Annotated in this window: 24 protein-coding genes and 1 pseudogene; 16 read left to right on the top strand and 9 right to left on the bottom strand. The window is 69.7% G+C overall.

Features of this window, described 5'->3' with window-relative positions; all coding sequences use genetic code 11:
• The 4 genes from AC08OJ_RS09020 to AC08OJ_RS09005 form a co-directional block, all read right to left on the bottom strand.
• A partial coding sequence (locus AC08OJ_RS09020) for a helix-turn-helix transcriptional regulator (RefSeq protein ID WP_476595493.1) occupies positions 1 to 297 on the bottom strand: 297 nt, incomplete at its 3' end.
• 257 nt (positions 298 to 554) lie between these two features.
• The gene (gene cysE, locus AC08OJ_RS09015) at positions 555 to 1,298 is read right to left on the bottom strand and encodes a serine O-acetyltransferase (RefSeq protein WP_476594378.1); all 744 of its coding nucleotides are present in this window, start codon (positions 1,296 to 1,298) and stop codon (positions 555 to 557) included.
• A 6-nt stretch (positions 1,299 to 1,304) separates the two neighbouring features.
• Positions 1,305 to 2,234, bottom strand: coding sequence for a cysteine synthase A (gene cysK / locus AC08OJ_RS09010; protein ID WP_476594379.1), 930 nt, complete (start codon positions 2,232 to 2,234; stop codon positions 1,305 to 1,307).
• Between the two features lie 227 nt (positions 2,235 to 2,461).
• Positions 2,462 to 3,502 (bottom strand): MaoC family dehydratase, encoded by a 1,041-nt coding sequence (locus AC08OJ_RS09005; RefSeq protein WP_476594380.1) that lies wholly within the window; start codon positions 3,500 to 3,502, stop codon positions 2,462 to 2,464.
• 272 nt (positions 3,503 to 3,774) lie between these two features.
• Here AC08OJ_RS09005 and AC08OJ_RS09000 point away from each other — a divergent pair, with 272 nt between their 5' ends.
• From AC08OJ_RS09000 to AC08OJ_RS08980, 5 genes and pseudogenes are all read left to right on the top strand, one after another.
• Positions 3,775 to 4,032: a hypothetical protein gene (locus tag AC08OJ_RS09000; RefSeq protein ID WP_476595492.1), complete on the top strand. Its 258-nt coding sequence runs from the start codon at positions 3,775 to 3,777 to the stop codon at positions 4,030 to 4,032.
• A gap of 12 nt (positions 4,033 to 4,044) precedes the next feature.
• A pseudogene (locus tag AC08OJ_RS08995) lies at positions 4,045 to 4,254 on the top strand (MmgE/PrpD family protein); the annotation flags it as partial.
• Positions 4,255 to 4,311: 57 nt separating this feature from the next.
• A complete protein-coding gene (locus AC08OJ_RS08990) occupies positions 4,312 to 4,893 on the top strand; it encodes an MmgE/PrpD family protein (RefSeq protein ID WP_476595494.1) in 582 nt (193 codons plus the stop codon).
• Positions 4,890 to 6,176 carry a CaiB/BaiF CoA transferase family protein gene (locus AC08OJ_RS08985; RefSeq protein WP_476595491.1) on the top strand — a complete coding sequence of 429 codons (1,287 nt, stop codon included), beginning with the start codon at positions 4,890 to 4,892 and terminating at the stop codon, positions 6,174 to 6,176. The genes AC08OJ_RS08990 and AC08OJ_RS08985 overlap by 4 nt, the downstream gene beginning before the upstream one ends.
• Positions 6,177 to 6,217: 41 nt before the next feature.
• A complete protein-coding gene (locus AC08OJ_RS08980) occupies positions 6,218 to 7,378 on the top strand; it encodes an acyl-CoA dehydrogenase family protein (protein WP_476595490.1) in 1,161 nt (386 codons plus the stop codon).
• 19 nt (positions 7,379 to 7,397) lie between these two features.
• Here AC08OJ_RS08980 and AC08OJ_RS08975 read toward each other — a convergent pair whose 3' ends face one another.
• Positions 7,398 to 8,108 (bottom strand): RNA-guided endonuclease InsQ/TnpB family protein, encoded by a 711-nt coding sequence (locus AC08OJ_RS08975; protein ID WP_476595489.1) that lies wholly within the window; start codon positions 8,106 to 8,108, stop codon positions 7,398 to 7,400.
• Positions 8,109 to 8,134: 26 nt separating this feature from the next.
• Between AC08OJ_RS08975 and AC08OJ_RS08970 the strand changes: the two genes are divergently transcribed.
• Positions 8,135 to 8,425, top strand: coding sequence for a hypothetical protein (locus tag AC08OJ_RS08970; RefSeq protein WP_476595488.1), 291 nt, complete (start codon positions 8,135 to 8,137; stop codon positions 8,423 to 8,425).
• Positions 8,426 to 8,619: 194 nt separating this feature from the next.
• Complete coding sequence (locus AC08OJ_RS08965; protein ID WP_476593073.1) at positions 8,620 to 9,030, top strand: NUDIX hydrolase; 411 nt, start codon at positions 8,620 to 8,622, stop codon at positions 9,028 to 9,030.
• A 36-nt stretch (positions 9,031 to 9,066) separates the two neighbouring features.
• Here the strand turns inward: AC08OJ_RS08965 and AC08OJ_RS08960 are convergent, their stop codons facing one another.
• On the bottom strand, positions 9,067 to 10,104 hold the full coding sequence (locus tag AC08OJ_RS08960; protein ID WP_476595487.1) for a glycerophosphodiester phosphodiesterase: 1,038 nt from the start codon (positions 10,102 to 10,104) through the stop codon (positions 9,067 to 9,069).
• A 533-nt stretch (positions 10,105 to 10,637) separates the two neighbouring features.
• Here AC08OJ_RS08960 and AC08OJ_RS08955 point away from each other — a divergent pair.
• Positions 10,638 to 11,162, top strand: coding sequence for a SixA phosphatase family protein (locus AC08OJ_RS08955; RefSeq protein WP_476593075.1), 525 nt, complete (start codon positions 10,638 to 10,640; stop codon positions 11,160 to 11,162).
• On the opposite strand, the gene AC08OJ_RS08950 is transcribed toward AC08OJ_RS08955, so the two are convergent.
• Positions 11,125 to 11,721 (bottom strand): hypothetical protein, encoded by a 597-nt coding sequence (locus tag AC08OJ_RS08950; protein WP_476593076.1) that lies wholly within the window; start codon positions 11,719 to 11,721, stop codon positions 11,125 to 11,127. The genes AC08OJ_RS08955 and AC08OJ_RS08950 overlap by 38 nt on opposite strands.
• Positions 11,621 to 12,724, bottom strand: a complete 1,104-nt coding sequence (locus AC08OJ_RS08945; protein ID WP_476595486.1) for a serine/threonine-protein kinase — start codon at positions 12,722 to 12,724, stop codon at positions 11,621 to 11,623. The genes AC08OJ_RS08950 and AC08OJ_RS08945 overlap by 101 nt, the downstream gene beginning before the upstream one ends.
• 222 nt (positions 12,725 to 12,946) lie before the next feature.
• Between AC08OJ_RS08945 and AC08OJ_RS08940 the strand changes: the two genes are divergently transcribed.
• Positions 12,947 to 13,468: a toxin-antitoxin system HicB family antitoxin gene (locus tag AC08OJ_RS08940; protein WP_476593078.1), complete on the top strand. Its 522-nt coding sequence runs from the start codon at positions 12,947 to 12,949 to the stop codon at positions 13,466 to 13,468.
• A gap of 90 nt (positions 13,469 to 13,558) precedes the next feature.
• Entirely contained in the window at positions 13,559 to 14,401 is an 843-nt protein-coding gene (locus tag AC08OJ_RS08935) for a DUF4097 family beta strand repeat-containing protein (protein WP_476595485.1), read from the top strand.
• A gap of 27 nt (positions 14,402 to 14,428) precedes the next feature.
• On the opposite strand, the gene AC08OJ_RS08930 is transcribed toward AC08OJ_RS08935, so the two are convergent.
• Positions 14,429 to 14,938, bottom strand: a complete 510-nt coding sequence (locus tag AC08OJ_RS08930; RefSeq protein WP_476593080.1) for an SAM-dependent methyltransferase — start codon at positions 14,936 to 14,938, stop codon at positions 14,429 to 14,431.
• Positions 14,939 to 15,525: 587 nt separating this feature from the next.
• On the opposite strand from AC08OJ_RS08930, the gene AC08OJ_RS08925 reads away from it, so the two are divergent.
• The 6 genes from AC08OJ_RS08925 to AC08OJ_RS08900 all read left to right on the top strand — a co-directional run.
• A complete protein-coding gene (locus tag AC08OJ_RS08925) occupies positions 15,526 to 16,614 on the top strand; it encodes a hypothetical protein (RefSeq protein WP_476595484.1) in 1,089 nt (362 codons plus the stop codon).
• A 52-nt stretch (positions 16,615 to 16,666) separates the two neighbouring features.
• Positions 16,667 to 17,227, top strand: coding sequence for a hypothetical protein (locus tag AC08OJ_RS08920; protein WP_476593082.1), 561 nt, complete (start codon positions 16,667 to 16,669; stop codon positions 17,225 to 17,227).
• Positions 17,228 to 17,280: 53 nt separating this feature from the next.
• Positions 17,281 to 17,415, top strand: a complete 135-nt coding sequence (locus tag AC08OJ_RS08915) for a hypothetical protein (protein WP_476593083.1) — start codon at positions 17,281 to 17,283, stop codon at positions 17,413 to 17,415.
• A gap of 258 nt (positions 17,416 to 17,673) precedes the next feature.
• Positions 17,674 to 17,991, top strand: a complete 318-nt coding sequence (grpE, locus tag AC08OJ_RS08910; RefSeq protein WP_476595483.1) for a nucleotide exchange factor GrpE — start codon at positions 17,674 to 17,676, stop codon at positions 17,989 to 17,991.
• 207 nt (positions 17,992 to 18,198) lie between these two features.
• Positions 18,199 to 20,055 (top strand): dynamin family protein, encoded by a 1,857-nt coding sequence (locus AC08OJ_RS08905; RefSeq protein ID WP_476595482.1) that lies wholly within the window; start codon positions 18,199 to 18,201, stop codon positions 20,053 to 20,055.
• A gap of 28 nt (positions 20,056 to 20,083) precedes the next feature.
• Positions 20,084 to 21,315 (top strand): Hsp70 family protein (locus AC08OJ_RS08900; RefSeq protein WP_476593086.1); only part of this gene is annotated, 1,232 nt, incomplete at its 3' end.

The raw sequence follows: 21,315 nt of genomic DNA, 5'->3' as shown, positions 1-21,315 counted from the left end.
CTGCCAGGAATGCCCCATGACAAGCGCCATCTCACCATCCAGGCCGGTGGACGCCGCGTCCTGATGGGCGAACAGCACATCCGGCGATTCTCTGAACAGATCGCACAGCATCTTCCGGTAGCGGGGGCTCGTCGTGCGTCTTCCCAGCTCCCAGCCGCTGAGCATGCTCGGGGTCACCCCGGACGAACCCGACGATGATCTGGCATCCAGCGCCGCGACGATCTGCTCCTGGGTGGCGTTTATCGCCAGCCGTGCCGCCCGAAGCGGCGATGCCGACCCCCCGAACGACCTCACCATGTGCTTCAACTCCTACGTGGGACGCAGCATCAGACCAGGGCCTCGCCATGATGGCTAATCCATGATAGATCACTACGTTATGTGATCAAAAATAGGAGCGCTCGATCCCGATCGCCAGCGATTCTCTCGGTGGCCTGGCGGAATCAAGTGGTCATGGCGACGCATGCTTTGCCGGCAAATCCTGGCTCGACCGGATCCCCAGGGGCACCGGTCGAGCCAGGGGTGTCACCGATCAGGTCGCCGATGAAGGTTGTTGATCAGATGGAGAAGTCCTCGCCGTACCACACACCGGCCTGGGGCGGGCGGATCGTGGGATGGGCGGCGACCCGCCCGTCGGCGCGGCCGTCGGTGTTCCCGTTGTTCCCGGTGTTCCCGTCGAACGCCGCCTCCAGCTGGTCGACCCGGGTGAGCAGGGACTTCAGGCTGACGCCGACGAGGTCGGGGAGCACGTCGTCCTGACCGGGCAGAGCGGTGGCCGGCCGGGGGCGGCTGGGGGTGATGACCTGGCCGGGGACGCCGACGACCACCGAGCCGGGCGGCACGGGCCGCACGACGACGGCGTTGGCCCCGATGCGGCTGTCCGAGCCGACGGTGATGTTGCCGAGAACCTTGGCACCGGCACCGATGATCACCCGGTCGCCGATGGTGGGGTGCCGCTTGGCCGGTTCCAGGCTGGTGCCGCCGAGGGTAACCCCGTGGTAGATCGTGACGTCGGCGCCGACCTCGGCGGTCTCCCCGATGACCACGCCGGTGGCGTGGTCGATGAAGACGCCGGGGCCGAGCGTGGCGGCGGGGTGGATCTCGACCCCGGTGAGCATGCGGGTGAGCGTGGCAACCACGCGCCCGGGCAGCCGCAGGTCACGGGTCCACAGCCAGTGGCTGATCCGGTGGCCCCAGACTGCGTGCACGCCGGGATAGCACAGGGCGATCTCGAGGGTGGAGCGGGCGGCCGGATCCCGCTCCTTCACCGTGCGCAGGTCATGGCGCAGCGTCGAGAGCACAGTCGGTCACCCGAACCCGGTGAACAGCGGTGTGCTCAGGTAGCGCTCGCCGAAGTCCGGAAGCACGACGACGACCAGCTTCCCGGCGGTCTCCGGGCGGCGGGCCACCTGCAGCGCCGCCGACACCGCCGCGCCCGAGGAGATGCCCACTAGGAGTCCCTCCTCCCGGGCCAGCCGGCGGGCCAGGTCGAAGGCGTCCTCACCATCGACCTGGATGATCTCGTCGACGAGGCCGGTCTCCAGGACCGGCGGGACGAACCCGGCACCGATGCCCTGGATCGGGTGCGGTCCCTTCACGCCGCCCGAGAGCACCGGCGACGCCGACGGCTCCACGGCGACGAACCGCGCCTCGGGCCTGCGCTCCTTGATGACCTGGGCGACGCCGGTGATGGTCCCGCCGGTGCCGACCCCGGCGACGAGCACATCGATCTGCCCGTCGGTGTCGCGCCAGATCTCCTCGGCGGTCGTGGCGCGGTGGATCGCCGGGTTGGCCGGGTTCTCGAACTGCTGCGGGATGAGGTACCGCTCGTCGTTCTTCGCGAGTTCCTCCGCCTTCGCGATGGCGCCGGGCATGCCCTCGGCACCGGGGGTGAGCACGAGCTCCGCACCGAGGGCCCGCAGCAGCATCCGCCGCTCGGTGCTCATCGTCTCGGGCATCGTCAGGACGCAGCGGTACCCGCGGGCGGCGCACACCATGGCCAGGGCGATGCCGGTGTTCCCGCTGGTAGGTTCGAGGATGACGGTGTCCGGCCCGATCAGCCCCGCCCGCTCCACGGCGTCGATCAGGGCCACCCCGAGGCGGTCCTTCACGCTGTGCGCCGGGTTGAAGGACTCCAGTTTGGCCACGACCTGGGCTCCCACCCCGTCCGTGACGCGACGCAATCGGACCAGCGGCGTGTTGCCGATCAGTTGCGTGATGTCTTCCGCAATCCTCATCGATGTTCTCCTCTGCCGGGCCCCGTGGTCATCCACTCTGCCAGGCCCGCGCCTTCCCGCCCTTCCTAACGACCTCGACGGGCCTGCTGGTTCGTCCACGGCCGGGAAAGTAGGCCCACAGGTCCCCCCGGGCCAACATCCGGAAGCCCCGGCCCGCAGGGTCGTCGTACCTGTACCGGCGCCTCAGGCCAGGCGCATCGTAGCCATCAGCCCCGGTTCGGCGGGCGTCAAGCCAGAACCACCGCGCACCGCCACAGCAGGACCGACCGCGGCTGTCCGGCCGGCCCTGCCTGGGCCTCGACCTCGACCCGCAACCACGCGAGCCCACCCCCGGCAGCGAGTGCCTGGGTGGACTCCACGGTGACCGTGCTGCTCAGCGAGTCACCCTCGTAGACCGGGCCGGTATGATCGCACCCGTCCCAGCCGGCGACCGTGACGATGTTGGGCAGCGCACGGCAGACCTGGGCCAGCGCCAGGCCGATGGTGTGCCCGCCATACACCAGACGCCGCCCGCCCGCGGCGATCTCGTCGTGATGCACGGTGGCGATGTTGAGCGTGAGCCGGGCCAGTTCAGGCGCCGAGGACACCACGTCGGCGCCAACCACCCGCCAGCGGCGGCCGACCGCGATATCGGCGAAATGCTCGCCGCCGCGCACCTGCTCGCGGAAGACGTCGAGCCGCCACGGCTCGACCGCGGCCACGAAGTCCGCCGGAGAAGGGTGTACACCGACCTCGTCGAGGTCATCGTGGTGACCGGTGTCCGTGTCAGGGTCGGCCAGGGGCAGCATCGCGCAGCGCCAGAAATCCAGCACCGGTCGTAGCTGCTGATCCACCGTACGGACCCGCAGGACCGCCAGCCCGGTCGGACGGCGCCCCGGCCTGGGCCGGTTCTGCCGCAACCCGACGACCTCCGTGGTGGTGGACAACGTGTCGGCGATCGCCGGGAACCGGCGGAACACGAAACCCCGGTAGAACAGGTTGGCCCGCACGTGCTGCGTCGCCAGCGTCGACTGCCCGATCGCGATATCCCACACCAACGCGGGATGAGCAACCGGCCACCGCCCGGCCACGGCGCGAGCCAAGCCGTCGTCCAGGGGCAGCCGCAGCCGATCGCCCACGATCGCCTGGTGCATCGCCGCGTGCCCGCTGCTCAACGTGACCGACGGCGCGGCGTCGAACACGTGCCCGACCGCCAGGTACTCGAAGTACGGACCCTGCGCCGGGACGAGCGGGCTGGCAGCCCCCGCCGTCGACCTGCCGCCGCCCACCGCTCGGCTCCTCCCTGCCTGTCGCCACTGCCTGTTACCGATCACTATTGGCCATACATTATCTTTCGGGCGGGCAGGTGCGCTGCGGGCACGGGCGACCCAGGCGCGGGCGACCCAGGTGTGAAACACGGGCGATCCAGGTGTGGCCCCGCGCTGGCGAGAGTCGGGAGTTGTGGATGGAATCGACCGCCGAGACGTTGGCCCGGTGGGCGCACGACTATGTGCCGAGTGCCGCGGACCTCGACCTGGCGTAGCGCTCACTGCTCGACACGATGGCTGTCACGCTCGCCGCCCGGCAGGACGATCTGGTGGCGCTGTCGGCCGGGTTGCCGGACGCGGCGCGCTGGGCGGCGGTCGGGCACGTCCTGGATTTCGACGACCTGCACCTGGAGTCCACCACCCACATCAGCGTGGTGTGCGTCCCCGCGACGCTGGCCGTCGGCGGGGACGCCCGCGCCTACCTGGCGGGAGCCGGGATGATGGCGCGGCTCGGGGCGGCGCTGGGCTGGTCGCACTATGCCGGCGACTAGCACGCCACCTGTACGGCCGGGGCGCCGGCCGCCGCCGTGTCCGCGTCGGTGGCGCTGGGCCTGTCGACCGAGCAGATCGCCACGGTGATCGCGCTCTCAGTTCCCGCGGCCGGCGGGGTGCAGCGGGCATTCGGTTCCGCCGGCAAGTCCCTGCAGGTCGGCTTCGCCGCCGACGCGGGAGTTCGGGCGGCGAGGCTGGCCGCCGTCGGCGCTACCGCGGATCCGACCGCGCTGGACGCATGGCTACGCCTGGTCGGCGGCGACCCGGACCACATCGACGTGACCGGCCCGGCGGTGCCCGGCGGGCTGGCGATCAAGATTTTTCCCTGCTGCTACGCACTGCAACGCCCGATCAGCGCGCTGCGTGAGCACCTGCCTGCCGACGCCGTCGCCTCGGGCATCACCGCGATCGAGGTGAGCACACCCGCGGGCGCAGTACAGCCGCTGATCCACCATCGGCCCCGCACCGGGCTGCAGGGGAAGTTCAGCCTGGAATATGCCATCGCCGCCGCGCTGCTGGACCCTCATCCCGGCTTCGGGAGCTTCACCGACCTCGCCGTGACCCGACCCGAAGCCCAGCGTCTGCTCCAGCTCGTAGCCGTCACCGAGACCCCCGGCGGTGACGGGCTGCTCTCCGGCCGCATCGACATCACGCTCACCCTCAGCGGTGGCGCCCGGTACTCGGTGAGCCAGCGGCTGCCACCCGGGTCGCCCGGGCGGCCACCTTCGGATCAGGATCTGCGCGCTAAGATCGCCGACTGTGGCCCCGACGTTCCCACGCTGCTGACCGGACTGGACTGGGCGCGTGCCGCGACGCTGCTGGCAGACCACCTGCCTGGCCAAAGGAGCGGCCTGACGTGACCGAGCACCACATAACCGAGCACCAGCAGCACCGCCCCGAGTCGGGCGCGACGCCGGGCGCCGCGCCGCGATCCTCCTCGCAGCGCTCCCCCTCGCCGCACGTCCCGCTGCCGTTGGCCGGGGTGACCGTGGTCAGCCTGGAGCAGGCCGTCGCGGCCCCGTTCGCCACCCGCCAGCTGGCTGATTTCGGCGCGCGGGTCATCAAGATCGAACGGCCCGACGGCGGCGACTTCGCCCGCCGCTACGACGTGTCGGTGCACGGCCAGTCGAGCTACTTCGTGTGGCTCAACCGCTCCAAGGAATCCCTTACCCTGGACGTGAAGACCACCGAGGGGCGCGCGGTTCTGGAGGAGCTGCTGGCCGAGGCCGACGTGCTGGTGCAGAACCTCGGCCCCGGCGCCGCCGCTCGCCTCGGCCTCGACGCCTCGTCCCTGGCCGACCGGCACCCTCGGGTGATCCCCTGCACGATCTCCGGCTACGGCACCGACGGGCCCTGGGCCGACCGGAAAGCCTACGACCTGCTCGTGCAGTGCGAGACCGGCCTCGTGTCGCTGACCGGTAGCCCGGACCAGATGGCGAAGGCCGGGATCTCGGTCGCCGACATCGCCGCCGGCATGTACGCCTACACCGGCATCCTCACTGCCCTCTACCGGCGCGCCACCACGGGGGCGGTCTCCGCGGTCGAGGTATCGTTGTTCGAGGCCCTCGCCGAGTGGATGGGTTCACCGGCCTACTACACCCGGTACGGCGGGCGGCAACCGGCACGGGTCGGCGCTCAGCACGCCACCATCGCCCCCTACGGCCCGTTCACCACCGCCGAGGACCAGACGGTGCTGCTGGCCATCCAGAACGAACGCGAATGGCACGCCTTCTGCCGGATCGTGCTCGACGACCCGGCCCTGGCCGAGGACCACCGCTTCGCGACCAACTCCGCGCGCGTCGCCCACCGCGACGCCCTCAACGGCGTGATCGCGGACCGATTCGCCACGCTCGACACCGGCACAGTGCTGGCGTTGCTGGCCAAAGCCGGTATCGCCAACGCCCGGCTGAACTCCGTCGCCCACTTCCTCGACCACCCCGTCTTGACTGGCCGCGACCGGTGGCGCACCGTCGCCACCCCCGGCGGCGACATCGGCGCCCTCCTGCCCCCGGCCACCCTCACCGACCTGGACCCGGTGATGAACCCCGTTCCCGCCCTCGGCGAACACACCGACGCCATCCTGCGCAGCCTGGGCCGCACCGATACCGCCATCGCCGCGCTCCGTGCCGACGGCGTCATCTGACCTCCGCCGACCCCCGGCCCCCCATTCAAAGAGGACCCAGCGTGAGTACCCTGACCGCGGAAGAACAAGCCATCGTCGACACCGTGCACGACTTCGTCGACCGGGAGGTCCGCCCGGTCGCCCGGGACCTGGAACACGCCAACGACTATCCCGAGAAGCTCATCGAGCAGATGAAAAAGCTCGGCATCTTCGGCCTGGCCATTCCGGAACCCTACGGCGAGGTTGCCGTCTCCACCCCCTGCTACGTCCAGGTCACCGAGCAGCTCGCCCGCGGCTGGATGAGCCTGGCCGGCGCGATGGGTGGCCACACCGTCGTCTCCACGCTCATCCTCACCTTCGGCACCGAGCAGCAGAAGCAGCGTTATCTGCCCGCACTGGCCAGCGGTGAGATCCGCGCCACGATGGCGTTGACCGAACCCGGCGGCGGTTCCGACCTGCAGGCCCTCACTACCAGCGCCCGCCGCGCCGGTGAGCACTACGTGGTCAACGGGTCGAAGACGTGGATCACCAACGCCCGCCGCTCCCAGCTGATCGCGCTGCTGTGCAGGACCGATCCGAAAGCCGAGCCCAGGCACAAGGGCATCAGCATCCTGCTGGTCGAACCCGGCGACGGGTTCACCGTGTCCAAAGACCTGCCAAAACTCGGCTACAAGGGCGTCGAAAGCTGTGAACTGTCCTTCGATGACTACCATGCCCCCGTCGATGCGCTGCTCGGCGGCGAGGAAGGCCGCGGATTCGCGCAGATTATGAAGGGCCTGGAGATCGGCCGGATTCAGGTCGCCGCCCGCGCCCTCGGTGTCGCCCGCGTCGCGCTGGACGACGCGCTGCGTTACGCCCAGGAACGCGAGGCCTTCGGCAAGCCGATTTGGAAACACCAGTCCATCGGCAACTATCTCGCCGACATGGCCACCAAGTACACCGCTGCCCGCCAGCTCGTCCTCCTGGCCGCCGACCGCTACGACGCCGGCGAGCGATGCGACCTGGAAGCCGGGATGGCCAAGCTGTTCGCCTCGGAAACCGCGATGGAGATCGCGCTCAACGCGGTCCGGGTGCACGGCGGCTACGGCTACTCCACCGAGTTCGACGTCGAACGCTACTTCCGCGACGCCCCACTCATGATCATCGGCGAAGGCACCAACGAGATCCAACGCAACGTCATCGCCGCCCAGCTCATCGCCCGAGGGGGAATCACCGTTACATGAGAGAGCTGGATAGCGCTGTTCATGCCGCCTCGCCTCTCGGTGAGGCACCCCCAGTCTGACCTGCTGGCGCGGTGCCGGGTTCCCGCTTCACAGCCACCGGCCCCGCAGGCGGGGTCTTACGGTCGACTCCACGGGCAGTTTTAACGTCGCCAATGTACTGGCGGTCGACGAGGTTATGCAGGTTGACCGCGGCGTTGGCGTCGCGGTCGATCGCCAGCCCGCAGGACTGGCAGTGAAAGGTGCGGTCGGCCAGGGTCAGGCTTGGGTTTCGCCAGCCACAGCCGGAGCAGGTCTTCGAGCTTGGATACCAGCGGTCCGCGACGACCAGCCGCGACCCGTACCAGATGGTCTTGTAGGCGAGCTGCCTGCGGATCTCGGCCAGGCCGGTGTCGGACACGGCGCGGGCGAGGCGCCGGTTGCGGACCATCCCGGCGACGTGCAGATCCTCCACCACGATCACATCGTGGGACGTCGCGAGTCGGGTCGTGAGCTTGTGAAGCCCGTCGCGGCGCTGGTTCGCCACCCGAGCGTGGATCTTCGCGAGGTGCGCGGCCCGCTGGTGTCGGCCAGCGCTTCCCGGCTTCAACCGGGCGTAGGCCCGCGACGCGCGCCGCAGCCTGCGCAGCGAGCAGGCGAGCGGCTTCGGGTTGGCGACCTGCTCGCCGGTGGAGAGGACGGCGAGGTGGTGCACGCCTGCGTCGAGGCCGACCGTGCTGCCGCGCCGCTGCACCGGCCGGATGATCCGGTGGTGATCCTGTGACCGGCGGGGGATGGCCGTTGCTGGTCCTGGACGGCGACGGCGCACTGATCACCAGCTTTCCGCGGGCGGAGTTCGACAAGGCCCACCGGTGGGCGCATGCCCGGGCCGGGGAGCCGGTGATGGAACTCCCGATCCTGGTGGAAGACCTGCTTGTACGGGTGACATGGACGATCGGCCGCACCTCGTGCACGGCAACCCGGTGGGGAGTGGTGCCGGACGGGCCGGTGACACCACCGGTGGGCTGTTTGCTCCACGGTGGCGCCCGGTCGGGGCGGAAGACACGATGACCCGGCTGTGGGAGGTAGAGACCGGGAGAACGTTCCGGACGTGGAACTCCCCGGCGGCGACGGGCTGCTCCTGGCCACGGCGGAGGACGGGGTGGCCACGGTGACGGTGCATCCCCGGACCTGGCCTGGCGGACCGTGCCCAACCCTCCACACTTTTCCGTCGCGACGTCGGCCTCCTCCCTACACTGGTTCCCGTGACGGCAGCGGTGGGCAAACGGCAGGCCGTGGTCGCGGTGCTGCTGAGGGCCGGTCGCGTACTGGTCATCCGGCGTGGGCCGCAGGCGCAGAGACCGGGCTACTGGGCTCCGCTGAGCGGCCGGATCGAGCCCGGCGAGAGCCAGGCGGCGGCGCTGGTTCGCGAGGTCCGCGAGGAGGTGGGGCTGGCGGTCACCCCCCTTGCGAAGGTCTGGGAATGCGACACCGACGACGGCAGCTACCAGCTGCACTGGTGGACCGCCGAGGTCGGATCCGACGAGGAACTGATCCTCGACCCGGGCGAGGTGAGCGACGCCCGCTGGGTGACGCCACACGAGTTCACCCGGCTGGAGCTCACGTTCGCCGGTCACCACGAATTCTTCGAACGGGTGCTTCCGACCCTCGGTTAACCGGCTGTCCGATGTCGAGGCGGACCTGCCGGCGGGTCAGTGAGTGGGGTGGTGGTCGGCCGGCGGGGGTCCGGGGTTCGGGAGGCCGGCGGCGACGGCCCGGGCGCGGACACCGATATCGGCCTGGTCGGTGAACAGCCCGTCGATGCCCGTCTTGAGATAGGCGACCTGTTCGTCGACGGCCCGGCCGAGGTCGCTGGGGCTGGTGCCCACCTGGTAGTCCTTCGGGAGGAAGGTGTTCTCCGCGCGGAAGGTGTACGGATGTACCACCAACCCGGCGGCGTGGGCGTCGGTGACCAGGGAGGTCGGGGTACCCAGCGTCCCGTCCCCGGCCCGGGGGATGACCTGAAGCTTGTCCGGGCCGATGCCGTTCGCGTAGCGGGCGATCTGCCACAGCCCGGCCAGCGTCGACAGATCCTGGTACGTCCGCGGGTCGCCGGCATTGACGAGGTCGAACGGCGCGCCCGTGGCGGACAGCAGCTGTACCGAGGCCGTGCGCAGGCCGAGTGTACGCAGCTCGCAGAGATTCGTGGTCTCAAAGGACTGGACGTACACCGGCGCGCCCCGGTGGTTCAGGCCGTACCGGACCAGGATGTCCAGCAGCCGCCGCTCCAGGGGCAGGCCGGCCTTGGCGAAATAGGTCGGGTGCTTGGTCTCCGGGTAGACGCCGATCTCGCGGCCGAGTTCCCGGGACAGCCGGGCGCGTAGATCAAGCAGTTCGGTGAACGTCGGGATCTCGAACTGGCCGTCGTACCTGGTGTTCTGCGGGCGGACCTCGGGCAGCCGTTCCTTGGCGCGCAGCGTCTTCAGTTCGGCCAGGGTGAAGTCCTCGGTTAACCAGCCGGTGGTCGCGACGCCGTCGAGAATCTTCGTCGTCCTGCGGGCGGCGAACTCGGGATGCGCGGCGACGTCGGTGGTTCCGCCGATCTCCGGTTCGTGCCGGCAGACCAGGACGCCGTCCCTGGTGGGCACGAGGTCCGGCTCGACGAAGTCGGCACCCAACCGGGCGGCCAGTTCGTAGGAGGCCAGGGTGCGCTCCGGACGGTAGCCGGACGCTCCTCGATGCCCGATCACCAGTGTCGGGCGGCGCTCTGGCCACCGCCGGAGCCGAGGGCGCCCGCCGGGGCGACTGACGCGGCTACCGGGGCGAGGAGAGGGACGGCGGCGAAAGGCGCTGCGACGATCCCCGCGAGCACGCGACGACGGTCCACAAGTCCTCCAGCGCAGCGGCGACGACCCTCGCCGAAGGAGCGCCCATAAAGCCAACCGGGAACAGCCGACCAATGAACGGACCACGTGTTACCCGCCGTGGTCGCCCAGATGGCACTTTGATGAACCTGGCGCACGAACAGTCGGCCGTAACCATCAGCCGCGCGCAACGGTGACGACCTCGGCCAGTCCGCCTCCGTCGACGTGCGGACCGCGGTGGCACGAGCGGCCTTACGGCCGCCCGGTCGGTACGGGCCGCTACGGTATCGGGGTCGGCCCTGCCCGGCATGCAGGACGATGTAGATGATCAGAGAGGGTTTCGACCGGAGGGCGAGCGATCGCGGATCGCCGGAGTTCGACGACAGGATCCGAGCTACGCGTCGATAGGAGGAGCGGACGTGGTCGACTTCATCCTTCTCCGGCACGCCCATGCCGGCGAGAAACACACGTGGCAGGGGCGCGACGAACACCGTCCGCTCAGCCGGCGCGGCCAGCGCGAGGCGCGGGCGGTAGTGGACCTCCTCCGGCCGATTCCGCTGGCGCGGATTCTCACCAGCCCGTACGTCCGCTGCGAGCAGACCGTCGAGCCGGTGGCGGCCGACCGGGGCCTGCCGGTGCAACGGTGTTCGGCCCTCGCGGTCGGCGCCTCGCCGTTCGACCTGCTCGCCGTGCTCACCCAGGACGACAGCGGGGACGCGGTGCTGTGCACGCACGGCGAGGTGATCCGCGTGCTGTTCGAGGCGTGGCGGCGGCAGGGCAGGACGACGCTGCCCGGCCCGGACGACTGCACCGCGAAGGGTGGTGCCTGGATCATCCGTGGTTATCCGGACCGCGAGGCCACCGCCCGTTACGTCGCTGTGCCGGGCAGCGGGGAACAGAACCCGCTCAGCCCGGGGCGGCCGACACCCGGACACCGCAGGTGAGGTTGGCCAGGTAGACCTGGGTGCGTCCGCTCGGGTCCAGCAGCAACGGCGGACCGCCGCGGGCCGCGGTGCCGAAGCTGATCTCCCGGCCGTCGGCGGCGTCGTGGAGCTGCAGCCCGCAGTCGTCCGAGCCGGCGAAGTCCACGACCTCGACCCGGACAAGGCCCGAGGGGACCTCGAACGCGTCGGTGTCGCCGGTGCCGGCCTGCTGGGCGAAGGGTAGGACGGCCGTCCCCGATCCGGAGCGGGCCGTCACCGAGCACCCGGGGTCGTTGGCCTGCCAGTGGAAGCCGCCGACAAGCGGTACCTGGAAGGTCTTCGCACCGTAGACCTCCTTGATCGTCTGCTGCTCGCCGGTGCTGTCGCTGGTCACGATGATCGTGCACCCGTTGTCGGTGCCTTCGATCTGGTCGATGATCGCGAGACGCCACGGCGCGTCGGCGGTGAAGGACTGCCGGCTACTCGTCGAGTTGTCCGCGCTCGAGTTGTTGCCCCCGGCCACCAGCACGGTGGCGAGCGCCCCCGCGAGCGCGAGGACCACGACGGTGCCGGCGCCCACCAGCAGCCAGCGACGGCGACGGCGTGCCCGCGGCTCGGGTGCCGGGGTCTGCGGCGAACCCGGGATCTGCGGTGCAGCCGGTGGGGTGGGTGTCCGGGCTGCGTCGGGAAGGATGCGCGTCACTGGGATCTGCGCCCCCCCGGGCGTGACCGACGAGCCGCTTGCACAGGTTGAGCGCGGTAGGCCGTTGCGGCGGCTGGCGGTCGAGTGCCTCGCGGACGGGCGCGTGCAGCTCTGGAGCGAGCCGGTCGGAGTCGATCTGGAACTCGGCAGCCGCGATCCGCGACGCCACCGCGTCGGCGGAGCCGCTGCCGAACGGCGGCTGGCCGGTGGCGGCGAAGCAGACCAGTGCCCCCCAGCCGAACACGTCGCTGGCGGCGGTGACCTCCCCGCCCGTGGCCTGCTCCGGCGAGAGCCACCCGGGCGTGCCGACGACTCCGCCCACCGCGGTCAGCGGGCGCGCCTCGGCCGCCGCGGCGATCCCGAAGTCGATGACCTTCGGCCCGTCCGCGGTCCACAGCACATTGGACGGTTTGAGATCGCGGTGGATCAGGCCGGCCGCGTGGATGGACGCCAACTCCTCGGCGAGCCCGGCCGCCAGGATGATCTGCTCCCCGGTGGGTAGGGGGCCGGCCGCCGCGACCTGGGCGGCGAGGTCCGGGGCGTCGACGAACTCGGTGGCCAGCCATGGACGTTCGGCCTCCAGCTCGAAGTCGACGAGCCGGGCGGTGTGGGCACCGCCGACCCGGAAACACGCCTGGACCTTGCGATGGAATCGCGCCCGGAACTGCGGATCGTCGGCGTACTCCGGTCGGATCAACTTGACCGCTACCTGGCCGAGGGGACCCTCGGCCAGGTAGACTACACCCATCCCGCCGGCACCGAGCCTGCCCAGCACCCGGTGCCGGCCCAGTGACCCCGGATCCGTGGCCCGCGGTGGCTGCATCCTGACGCCGTGCGCGTCGCCCGGCACATCCACCCCCGTCTGCATCACCGCCGCCACCGGGCGGATCGCCCCACTATCGCCGAGGCCTGCGACGGTGACGAGAGCACCCCGACGATCGCTACTTTTCGTAGTCGTCGCACGCAACGAGGGTTCGCGACCGCCCCGCCGGCAGCCGTACCGGCCGGGCAGCCGAGGCGACGACAGCCGCGACGGCAGCTGTGACGTCCTACTGACTGCCAGAGCTTGCACATGACGTCAACTTGGTGCCATTATGACGTCATGGACCTTGCGCCGTATGTCGAGAACCTCCGCCGGGAACTCGCGGCAGCCGCGGAAGCCGGGGGTGAGAACGCCCGCGCGCTGGCCGAGCGGCTCACTCTGCCCCTGGACTCGGCCGTCAGGCTCGCCCTGCTGGAGGCGCTGTCGGCCGCCGCCGACGAGATCACCCGAGAGTTGGCGCCGGGCTCGGTCGAGGTACGCCTGCGTGGGCGAGACCCTGATTTTGTCGTGACGCCACCGCCGACCGACCACTCGGGGGCGGACGACTTCAAGGCCGCTGTGGTCAGGCAACCGTCCGCCGCTCCAGAAGACGACGAGGGACGTACCTCGCGGATCACGCTACGCGTCCCCGAGCGTCTCAAACCGCGCATCGATGAAGCGGCCGAGCACGAAGGACTGTCCGTCAACGCCTGGCTGGTGCACGCCGTCTCCGCCGCGCTCGACCCTGGTGCCGCGGGACGGCGCACCGGTCCGCACGCAGGCCAGCAGCTGGGGCGGCGTTACAGCGGCTGGGTGCGCTAGCCACGCCAGCGTTCACCGCGTTCACCGCGCCAGCGTTCACCGCGCCCGGGCAAGCCACGCCCGGGCTGACGACGCCACAAGGAGATCATCATGCCGACTTTCCGCACCCCCGAGCCGATCCTCGCCGTCATCGAACTCGGGACCGGCCACGTCCGGATCAACGCGAGCGACCGCGCCGACACGGTCGTGGAGGTACGCCCGAGCGACCCGTCGCACGACACCGACGTTCAGACGGCGCGAGAGACCCTCATCGAGTACGACGAAGGGAAGCTTCACCTCAGAGCACCCAGGAAGAAGGCCCGCTCGCTGTCCGGGCCGGACGGCTCCGTCACCGTGACAGTCGAGCTGCCCACCGGTTCGCGGGTCGACGCGAGCTCGATGACCAACATCCAGAGCACGGGCCGCCTGGGCGATTCCAGCTTCCACACCGCCACCGGCGACATTGACCTTGACCAGACCGGCAGGCTCCGGCTGGGGACCGCCGACGGGAACGTGTCCGTGGGCCGCACGACCGGGCACGCCGAGATCAAGACCTCGAACGGCATGATCCGGATCCGCGAGATCGATGGCTCGGCGGTAGTCAAGACGGCCAACGGGGGCGTCACCATCGGTGAGGTGACGGGGAACGCGCGGCTGATCACTGCCGCCGGTGCCATCACCGTCGACCGCGCGCTGGCGGGGGTCGAGGCCAGGACCGCCTCGGGCAGCGTGCGGATCGGCGAAGTGGTGCGCGGCGCAGTCGCGCTCGTATCCGGTTCCGGCCGGCTCGAAGTGGGAGTACGGAAAGGTATCGCCGCCCTGCTGGACGTCCGCTCGGGACGCGGCGGTGTGCACAGCGAACTGACCGCCATCCACGCCCCCGCGCCCACCGACGAGACCGTCGAGGTGCGCGCCCGTACCGGCGACGGCGACATCCTGATCCACCGTGCCTGACCATTCCCGAAGCGCGAGCCGGCCCGGCTACGCTTTCCGCCCGATGGCGCCGTAGCAGCTGACCTGGGCGTTGGTCAGGTCAGCGGGCACGGTGTCATCGGGCCGCCAGCGGTGTGCCACCTCCACCCCCGGGTCGACCAGCTCCAGCCCGGTGAACAGACGCTCGACCTCGGCGCGGCTGCGTAGCTGGGTGGAAATCCTCCGTTGCCGGTAGGCCTCGGCCGCCACCAGCAACGTGGGGTCGAAGTCGCCGGTGCCGTGGGTGAGAACGAGGTAGCTGCCGGACGGAAGCACGTCGACGAAGCGACGGAGAATGCCGTGCGGGTCGTCGGAGTCGGGGATGAAGTGGAAGATCGCGATCAGGGACAGGGCGATCGGCTGGGTGAGATCGAGGGTGTCGCGCAGTTCCGGGGCGGCCAGAATGCGCTCCGGGTCGCGCAGATCCGCGTCGAGGTAGGCGGTGCGGCCCTCGGGGGTGCTGGCGAGTAGGGCTCGGGCGTGGGTGAGGACGATCGGTACCACCCCCGGGTTGCACATGTCCGTTTTCTGAGGCTCATGCAGCGCCGGCCCGTCGGACGGCGAGATCGCGGCGGCTCAGTCAGGGGGTGTCGCGGTCACCCTGCGGATTATGAGATCTGTGAGTGTCGCGTCGGTGCTCCTGAATGAGGACCGTCAGGTTGAGGCCTGTGGCTCGACGTGACTCGCAGGAGATCCGGCCGCGTTCGTGTGCCCTCCCGACGACGCGTCCGTCGCTGTCATGGGCACCAGCCTGGTCCACCTGCTGGCCTGATCAGAAGCCTGTCCGCCGCTGGCGTGACTCCTCACAGAGTGCCGTTGGTGACTCCCAGCCAGGCCGGTGCGTTGTTGGCCGCACTCGGGAAGGGAGCACGACCAGGCCCATGCTGGCAGAGTGCGCCACGCTCACGCCGGCACAGGGCCGACCGGAACGTGCCATGTCAGTGCCGCATGCCCAGTGGGACGGACGTGCATCATGGCGAGTCATGATCTGATAGTCATCTTTCCAACACGTTCCGCTCTTTCTGGGCACAGGGGTCCGACACGCCACGCAGCATCGTTCACCTAGAATCGTGATGTCAACGGGGGGAACCGTGCAGCAGGCAGCAATGAACGCAGGAACCGGGGCAAGCACCGCCGCCGTGACCGCGGCCAACGCCGCCGTCGTCGAGCGGTTCCGCTCAGTCGCGAGCATCCTGCCTGTCGATGACCGGGCGACGTTCGAGCTGGCCCAGGCGTTGGTGCGATGCGCCGACCGCCAGCGGGAACCGATGCGCGTCGCCGTCGCCGGCCAGATCAAGCGCGGCAAGTCGACCGTCGTCGGCGAGAAGGTCGCGCCGACCGGCCAGCTCGAATTGACCTTCAACGTCGTCGAGCTAGGTCACGCGCCGACTCGTTCCGTGCGGATCCATCTAATCGACAACACTGTGGTCGATTACCCGGCTGACCAGTTGGCGAAGCTGAGTGTCACCGCCGCGGCGGACCTTCATCTGCTCCGCGACATCCGCAAGATCGAGTTCGGTGCACCGATCGAGTTGCTCCGGTCGTTCCGGCTGGTCGACACGCCAGGTCTGGCGAGTCTGCACGGTGTCGACTCCGCGAACGCGGCGCGGTACCTCGGCATCACAGACCCGGTGGTCGCCGACCAGGTCACCGACGTGCTACGCGCGACCGGCCGGGATGCAAGCGCCGTGCACGCCGACAGCACGGCCGAGGTCGACCGCGCCGACGCCGTCGTCTTCCTGTTCAGTGGCGGGGTCGGCGAAATCGACCTAATCGCCGTGGACCGTTTCTCGGCGGGCGAGAGCGCCGCCGACGGCCGGGACGTCAACCCGCTCAAGGCGTTTGGCGTCCTGAGCCGCTGCGACGAACGGTACTGGCCGCCGGGGCCCGGCCTTCCCGGCAGTCCCACACCATGGGCCTACGACCCGATGGCTGACGGCGCCCGGCAGGTCGTCGACCGTCTGATGCGGGATCCGGTGGTGCAGCGACACTTCTACACGATCGTCCCCGTGGCCGGCATCGTCGCGAGCGGCGCGCAGACGGCGAGCAGCGAGCTGTTCAACGTGTTCGCCGACCTCAACCGCGAGCTTGGGCTCGAGGATCTTAGCGACCTGCTAGAGGATGCGGGGCGATTCGCGACCGAGGACCTCCCCGAGGTCGGCGTGCCGGCCGGATCGGCGGGCGACGCTCGTTAACGAATTCGGCGTCTGGGGGGTGCTACGCGCCTGTCGCCACCTCAGGGACGACATGACGGAGGCCGAGGTGCGGGCACAGCTTGTCGTCGACAGTGGGGTGGCCCGCCTCCGCAAGCTGATCGTCGATCATTTCGGTAACCGCGCGGCGCTCATTAAGCTCGACCGGGGTCTCGGCGAAGTCCAGACCGCCGTCACCCGATGTCGGTCCGAGGCCGGACGGTCAGGGAGGTCACCGTCGCCCGAGGTCACGGCTGTGGCGGCGATGGTCGAGCAAACCCGCAGCGACGTTCACGGCTTCCGCGAACTCGCCGCGCTGCGGGACTACTACCGGGGCGTCCTGACCCTGACGGACAGCGAAGCGGTTGACCTGCTCACCGTGACTGGCGAACACGGTGTCAGCTGCGCGGCCCGGCTCGGGCTGAGCGAGGAGGCGTCACCCGCGGCGATGTCACGGCGGGCCGAGGAGCGGATCGGCGCATGGGCGCGCAGGTGCGTGCAGCCATTGCTCGACCTGCCGACCGCGAACGCGGCGAGGACAGTCCTGGCCAGCTACGAACGCTTATCATACCGGGTCGCCGACGCCCGGCGCCTGCTCGAGACGACGGAGCTGTAAATGCCCGCGGCTGTGATGCCAGTCATCGCGCCCCCGCCGAGGAGAACGAACCGATGAGCCGGCGAATTAGGCTGTCACGCCTGCTTCCAGACGCTGGCGCGCGGGCGGCACTGCGCGCGTCCGAAGCGGAGCTTGCCGAGACGCGGGCCGCGTTCGACGAGGAACGCGCGCGGACCACCGACCTATGAAACCGGCTCGAGGCCGCCGAACGCGACCTCGCCGACCTCGCCAGCGCACCGGACCAGCCCGCAGCGGATAGCGCGGGCGCCGTCAGCCTCGATCCGGCCAGCGCTGACCCACCCGGCCAGAACTCGGCTGGCCGAGACGAAGCCGGCCAGGGCCGGGCCAGCGTGGAACTCGGCGCCGACGCCGGTCGGGAAAGCCGGGCGTGGGAGTCAGCTTGGGCGGCCGAGCCGCATCCCGTCGTGGACCAGACCATCGCTCTCGTGGAGCAATTCGCTGATCTCACCAAACCAGAGCCGAGATCCGCCGAAGAGAACCTCGCGATAATGGAATGGTTGGGCGAGCAGGCGACGAAGGTGCTCGACCAGTGCGACGTGGTCCGTATCACCGACGACGGTCCGGTCGACCCCGACCGACATGAAATCGTCGCCACCCGTACTACCGGGCAGGCGGACCTGGCCGAATGGATCGCCGCGACGGTGCGCCCTGGTTACGCCTGGCGCGGCCAGCTCCTCCGGCCCGCGGCGGTCGTCGTCTACAGGTACGCCGACGAGGCTGGCCAGCCCGGCGGCGAACACTGACAGCCGGATCCGCCGGGCGGCCACCGCGGCCTGCCGACCGGGAAGCCGCGCCGAACGGGGAGAAAGATGAGTGACCTGGAAGACCTCCGCGTTGAGGTTCTCGCAATGTTTCCGGAGGTTGTCGGCCTACTCGGCGACGACCTGTCGGAGGGCGGGCGGGCTCGGCTCGACCGGGCATGGGAGAAGCTTCGGTCGGGCCAATACAAGGTGGTCACCTGCGGCGAGTTCCGGCGGGGCAAGTCAAGCCTGCTCAATGCGATCGTGGAACGCAGCGGCCTGTTCCCGGTGGACGTGGACGTCACGACCTGCGTCGTCGTGACCCTGGAGTGGGGAGACACCGAGGGAGCGACGGTCTATTTCGCTGACCGACCAGCGATCCCTGTGCCGCTCGGAGAGGTGCGCGAGTACGTTACCGAGCAGGCCAATCCAGACAACCGCAAGAACATCCAGCGGGTGGCGATGACCGCGCCGATCGAGATCCTCTCGTCGGGGCTGGTGCTCGCGGACACACCTGGTGTCGGTTCCGACAACCCCGCGCACCGCGACGCCACCGTCAAGGTGCTGCCCGAGGCCGACGCGATCCTGTTCGTCTGTACCGCCACCGATCCGCTGTCGGCCAGCGAACTGCGCTTTCTCCGGGAGGACGCGTACCGCGCCTGCCCCGTGGTCGTCACCGCGGTCACCATGATCGACAAAAAGCCCGACCCGGCACCCGTCGTGGCCGCAGCCCGCGAACGAGTGGCCAAGGAGACCAACATCGCAGAGGCCGACGTCGTCGTCATGCCGGTGTCGGCGAACCGCAAATGGCGGGCGCTGGCCAAGAGCGACGAGGCAATGCTCGCGAAGTCAGGGCTGCCGGCACTCGAGGACCAGATGTGGAACGGCTTGGGTGCTACCTGCGGCGCCGCCCAGCTCGACGAGGCGATCGACGCGATGACCACCGAGATCCACCGCGTGGCCGAGATACTCCGCACCCAGTTGGCGGGCCTCGAAGGCACCGACGACGTCGAGGCGATGGAAGCGAAACTGCAAGACGCCATGGCGCGGGCGGACAACCTGACGAAGAAAGGCGCGCAATGGCGGCAGGACTTGGCCGAGGACGTCGATTTCAAAGCCCGTCCGATCCGCCGCAAGCTCGAAGTATCGCTGAGCGAGGAGCGGGCGGCGTTCCATGGCAAGGCAGACACTGACGAAGGCCGGTCGAATCCAGACAAGCTCGTGAGCGACACGACTCATACGATGACCGTCACATACCAGCAAGCGATATTGTCCTTCAACCGCGCCGCCGACGAGGTGACGAAAGAATACCGCGAGCTGACCAAGCTTTCGCTGGACGCACACGTCGCGAACTCCGAACCGTTTGTATCGGAGGTGAAGCTGTCGGACGACGCGCTCGAGGAGGACCGGGAGGGGTTCGTCGTGCGTGCGTTCCGGTACCTCCGGGCGGCGGGTTCGGGCGGGATGCAGGGGATGTTCTTCGGTAACCGGCTCGGTGGGTACGTGGAACGCCACAAGGACCGGCAGCAGGATTGGCCTGGCTCCAGCTCACCATCGGGGTACGGACTAGACCCTTGGAGGCAGGCAGGCTACGGCCTGCCTCGAGCGGAGTACGGCCGGCCAGGATCAGAGCCCAACTCGACCTCTGCGGCGGGCAACGCCGCGCGCGACTTCGCGACCGCGGGGTTCCTGGCGGGCGCTGTGGCGGGGTGGCGTGATCACCACAGCCGGGTCAAGCGAGAGGAGCGACGCAACCGGACCAGGATGTTGCGCGAGTCGATCTCACCGCGGCTCGCCGAAGACCAACAGGCGGCGTTGCGGCAGTTCAACCAGGTCGTCAGCGACACCAAGGTGAATATGGCCGCCGATCTCACCACGCGGATCGCCGCGGACCGGGCGACGATTGAGGGATCACTTCGCACGCTACACGACGATGTTCGCAAGGCCGGCGACGCCCGGGCCAAGATCGACGCTCTGAAGCGACGGCGCGAGGACTTCCGGGCCGCCACGCTCCGCCTGGGCGAGCTGTCGCAGCGGGTCGACGGCCTGCGCCAGCGGTCGTGGTAGTTGATTGCGGTCGAGACGGGATCCGACAATGGACGAACTCGTGTACGGCATCGACTTCGGGATGTCGACCTTATCGATCATGGTAGGTCGGGGCGGCGAGGGGGACGACCCCGTCCCGGTACGGCTTGCGCCCGGCGCGCCCGGGCCAATGTTGATGCCGACCGCCGTCTGCCTCGACGCCGCCGGCGAGGTTGTCGTCGGCCAACGTGCCGCCAACCTGCGGCTGCTCCAGGCCGAGCTGTTCCGGAACGAGTTCAAGCGCGACTTTGGCAGGAGCCCGAAGAAGCTGGGCGCCAGGTCATTCGAAGCGCACGAACTCGCGGCCGAGGTGCTGCGGTTCCTTCGGCGCGAAGCGGAGCGACAGGTCCCGGGCACCCCGGCCGCCGTCGTGATCACCATCCCGGTGACGTGGGAAGCAGCCAACCAGGCCCGGATGCGGGAGGCTGCAGCACTCGCCGGGTTCGACCCCGAAGTCGTCCGGCTCGAGCGGGAGCCGGTCGCCGCCGCGGCGGACGCGATCGTCCGACACGCCCTGCCGGAACGCCGGACCGTCCTCGTCTACGACCTCGGTGGCGGGACGTTCGACTGCGCGATCGCCACGGCGGGGCCTGACGGACTACACGCGTTCGACGTCGGCGGCCTCGACGACGTCGGTGGCACTCGGTTCGACCGGATGGTCCGGGAGATGATCGCCCGCCGCTTCCCGGACCCGGTCGCGCGCCTGTTAGCCGAACAGGGCGACCTCGGTCACGAGGGCTTCGAGAGGTTGTTGGATGAACGCAGGCGGTTCGGCGAGGGCTGCGTCGAGGTCAAGCACATGCTCTCTTCGGTAGACAGGTACGCCGAAATGCTGCCCTCGCTGCAGCGGACACCGATGCTGCCGTTCACGCTGCGGCGCGCGGAGTGGGAGGACGACCTGCGCCCCGTGCTGGCCGAAACGATCGCCATATGTGACCGCACGGTAAACAGAAGCAACACCCGCTGGCAGGACGTCGACGTCATCGTGCCGGTCGGCGGAAGCAGCCGCATCCCGCTGGTCACGACGATGCTGGCCGAATGCTTCGGCAAACCCGTCCTGATCGACGACTCGCCGGAACTAGCCGTCGTACGCGGCGCGGTCCGCTTGGCGCGTCGAGCGGTGAGAGAGCAAGCCCGTCGGCGAACTGCCGGTCGTCGGCACCCACCCCGGCCGCCGGCGCTGACGCCCCTGCTGTCGTTCCTTCCGGTGGCGCGAACAGTCAACGCCGTTGCCTTCGCCCC

The organism is Frankia sp. CgKIO3 (assembly GCF_977946435.1).
Note: the sequence above shows the minus strand (reverse complement) of the source record. Positions and strands in the feature narration are given on the sequence as shown.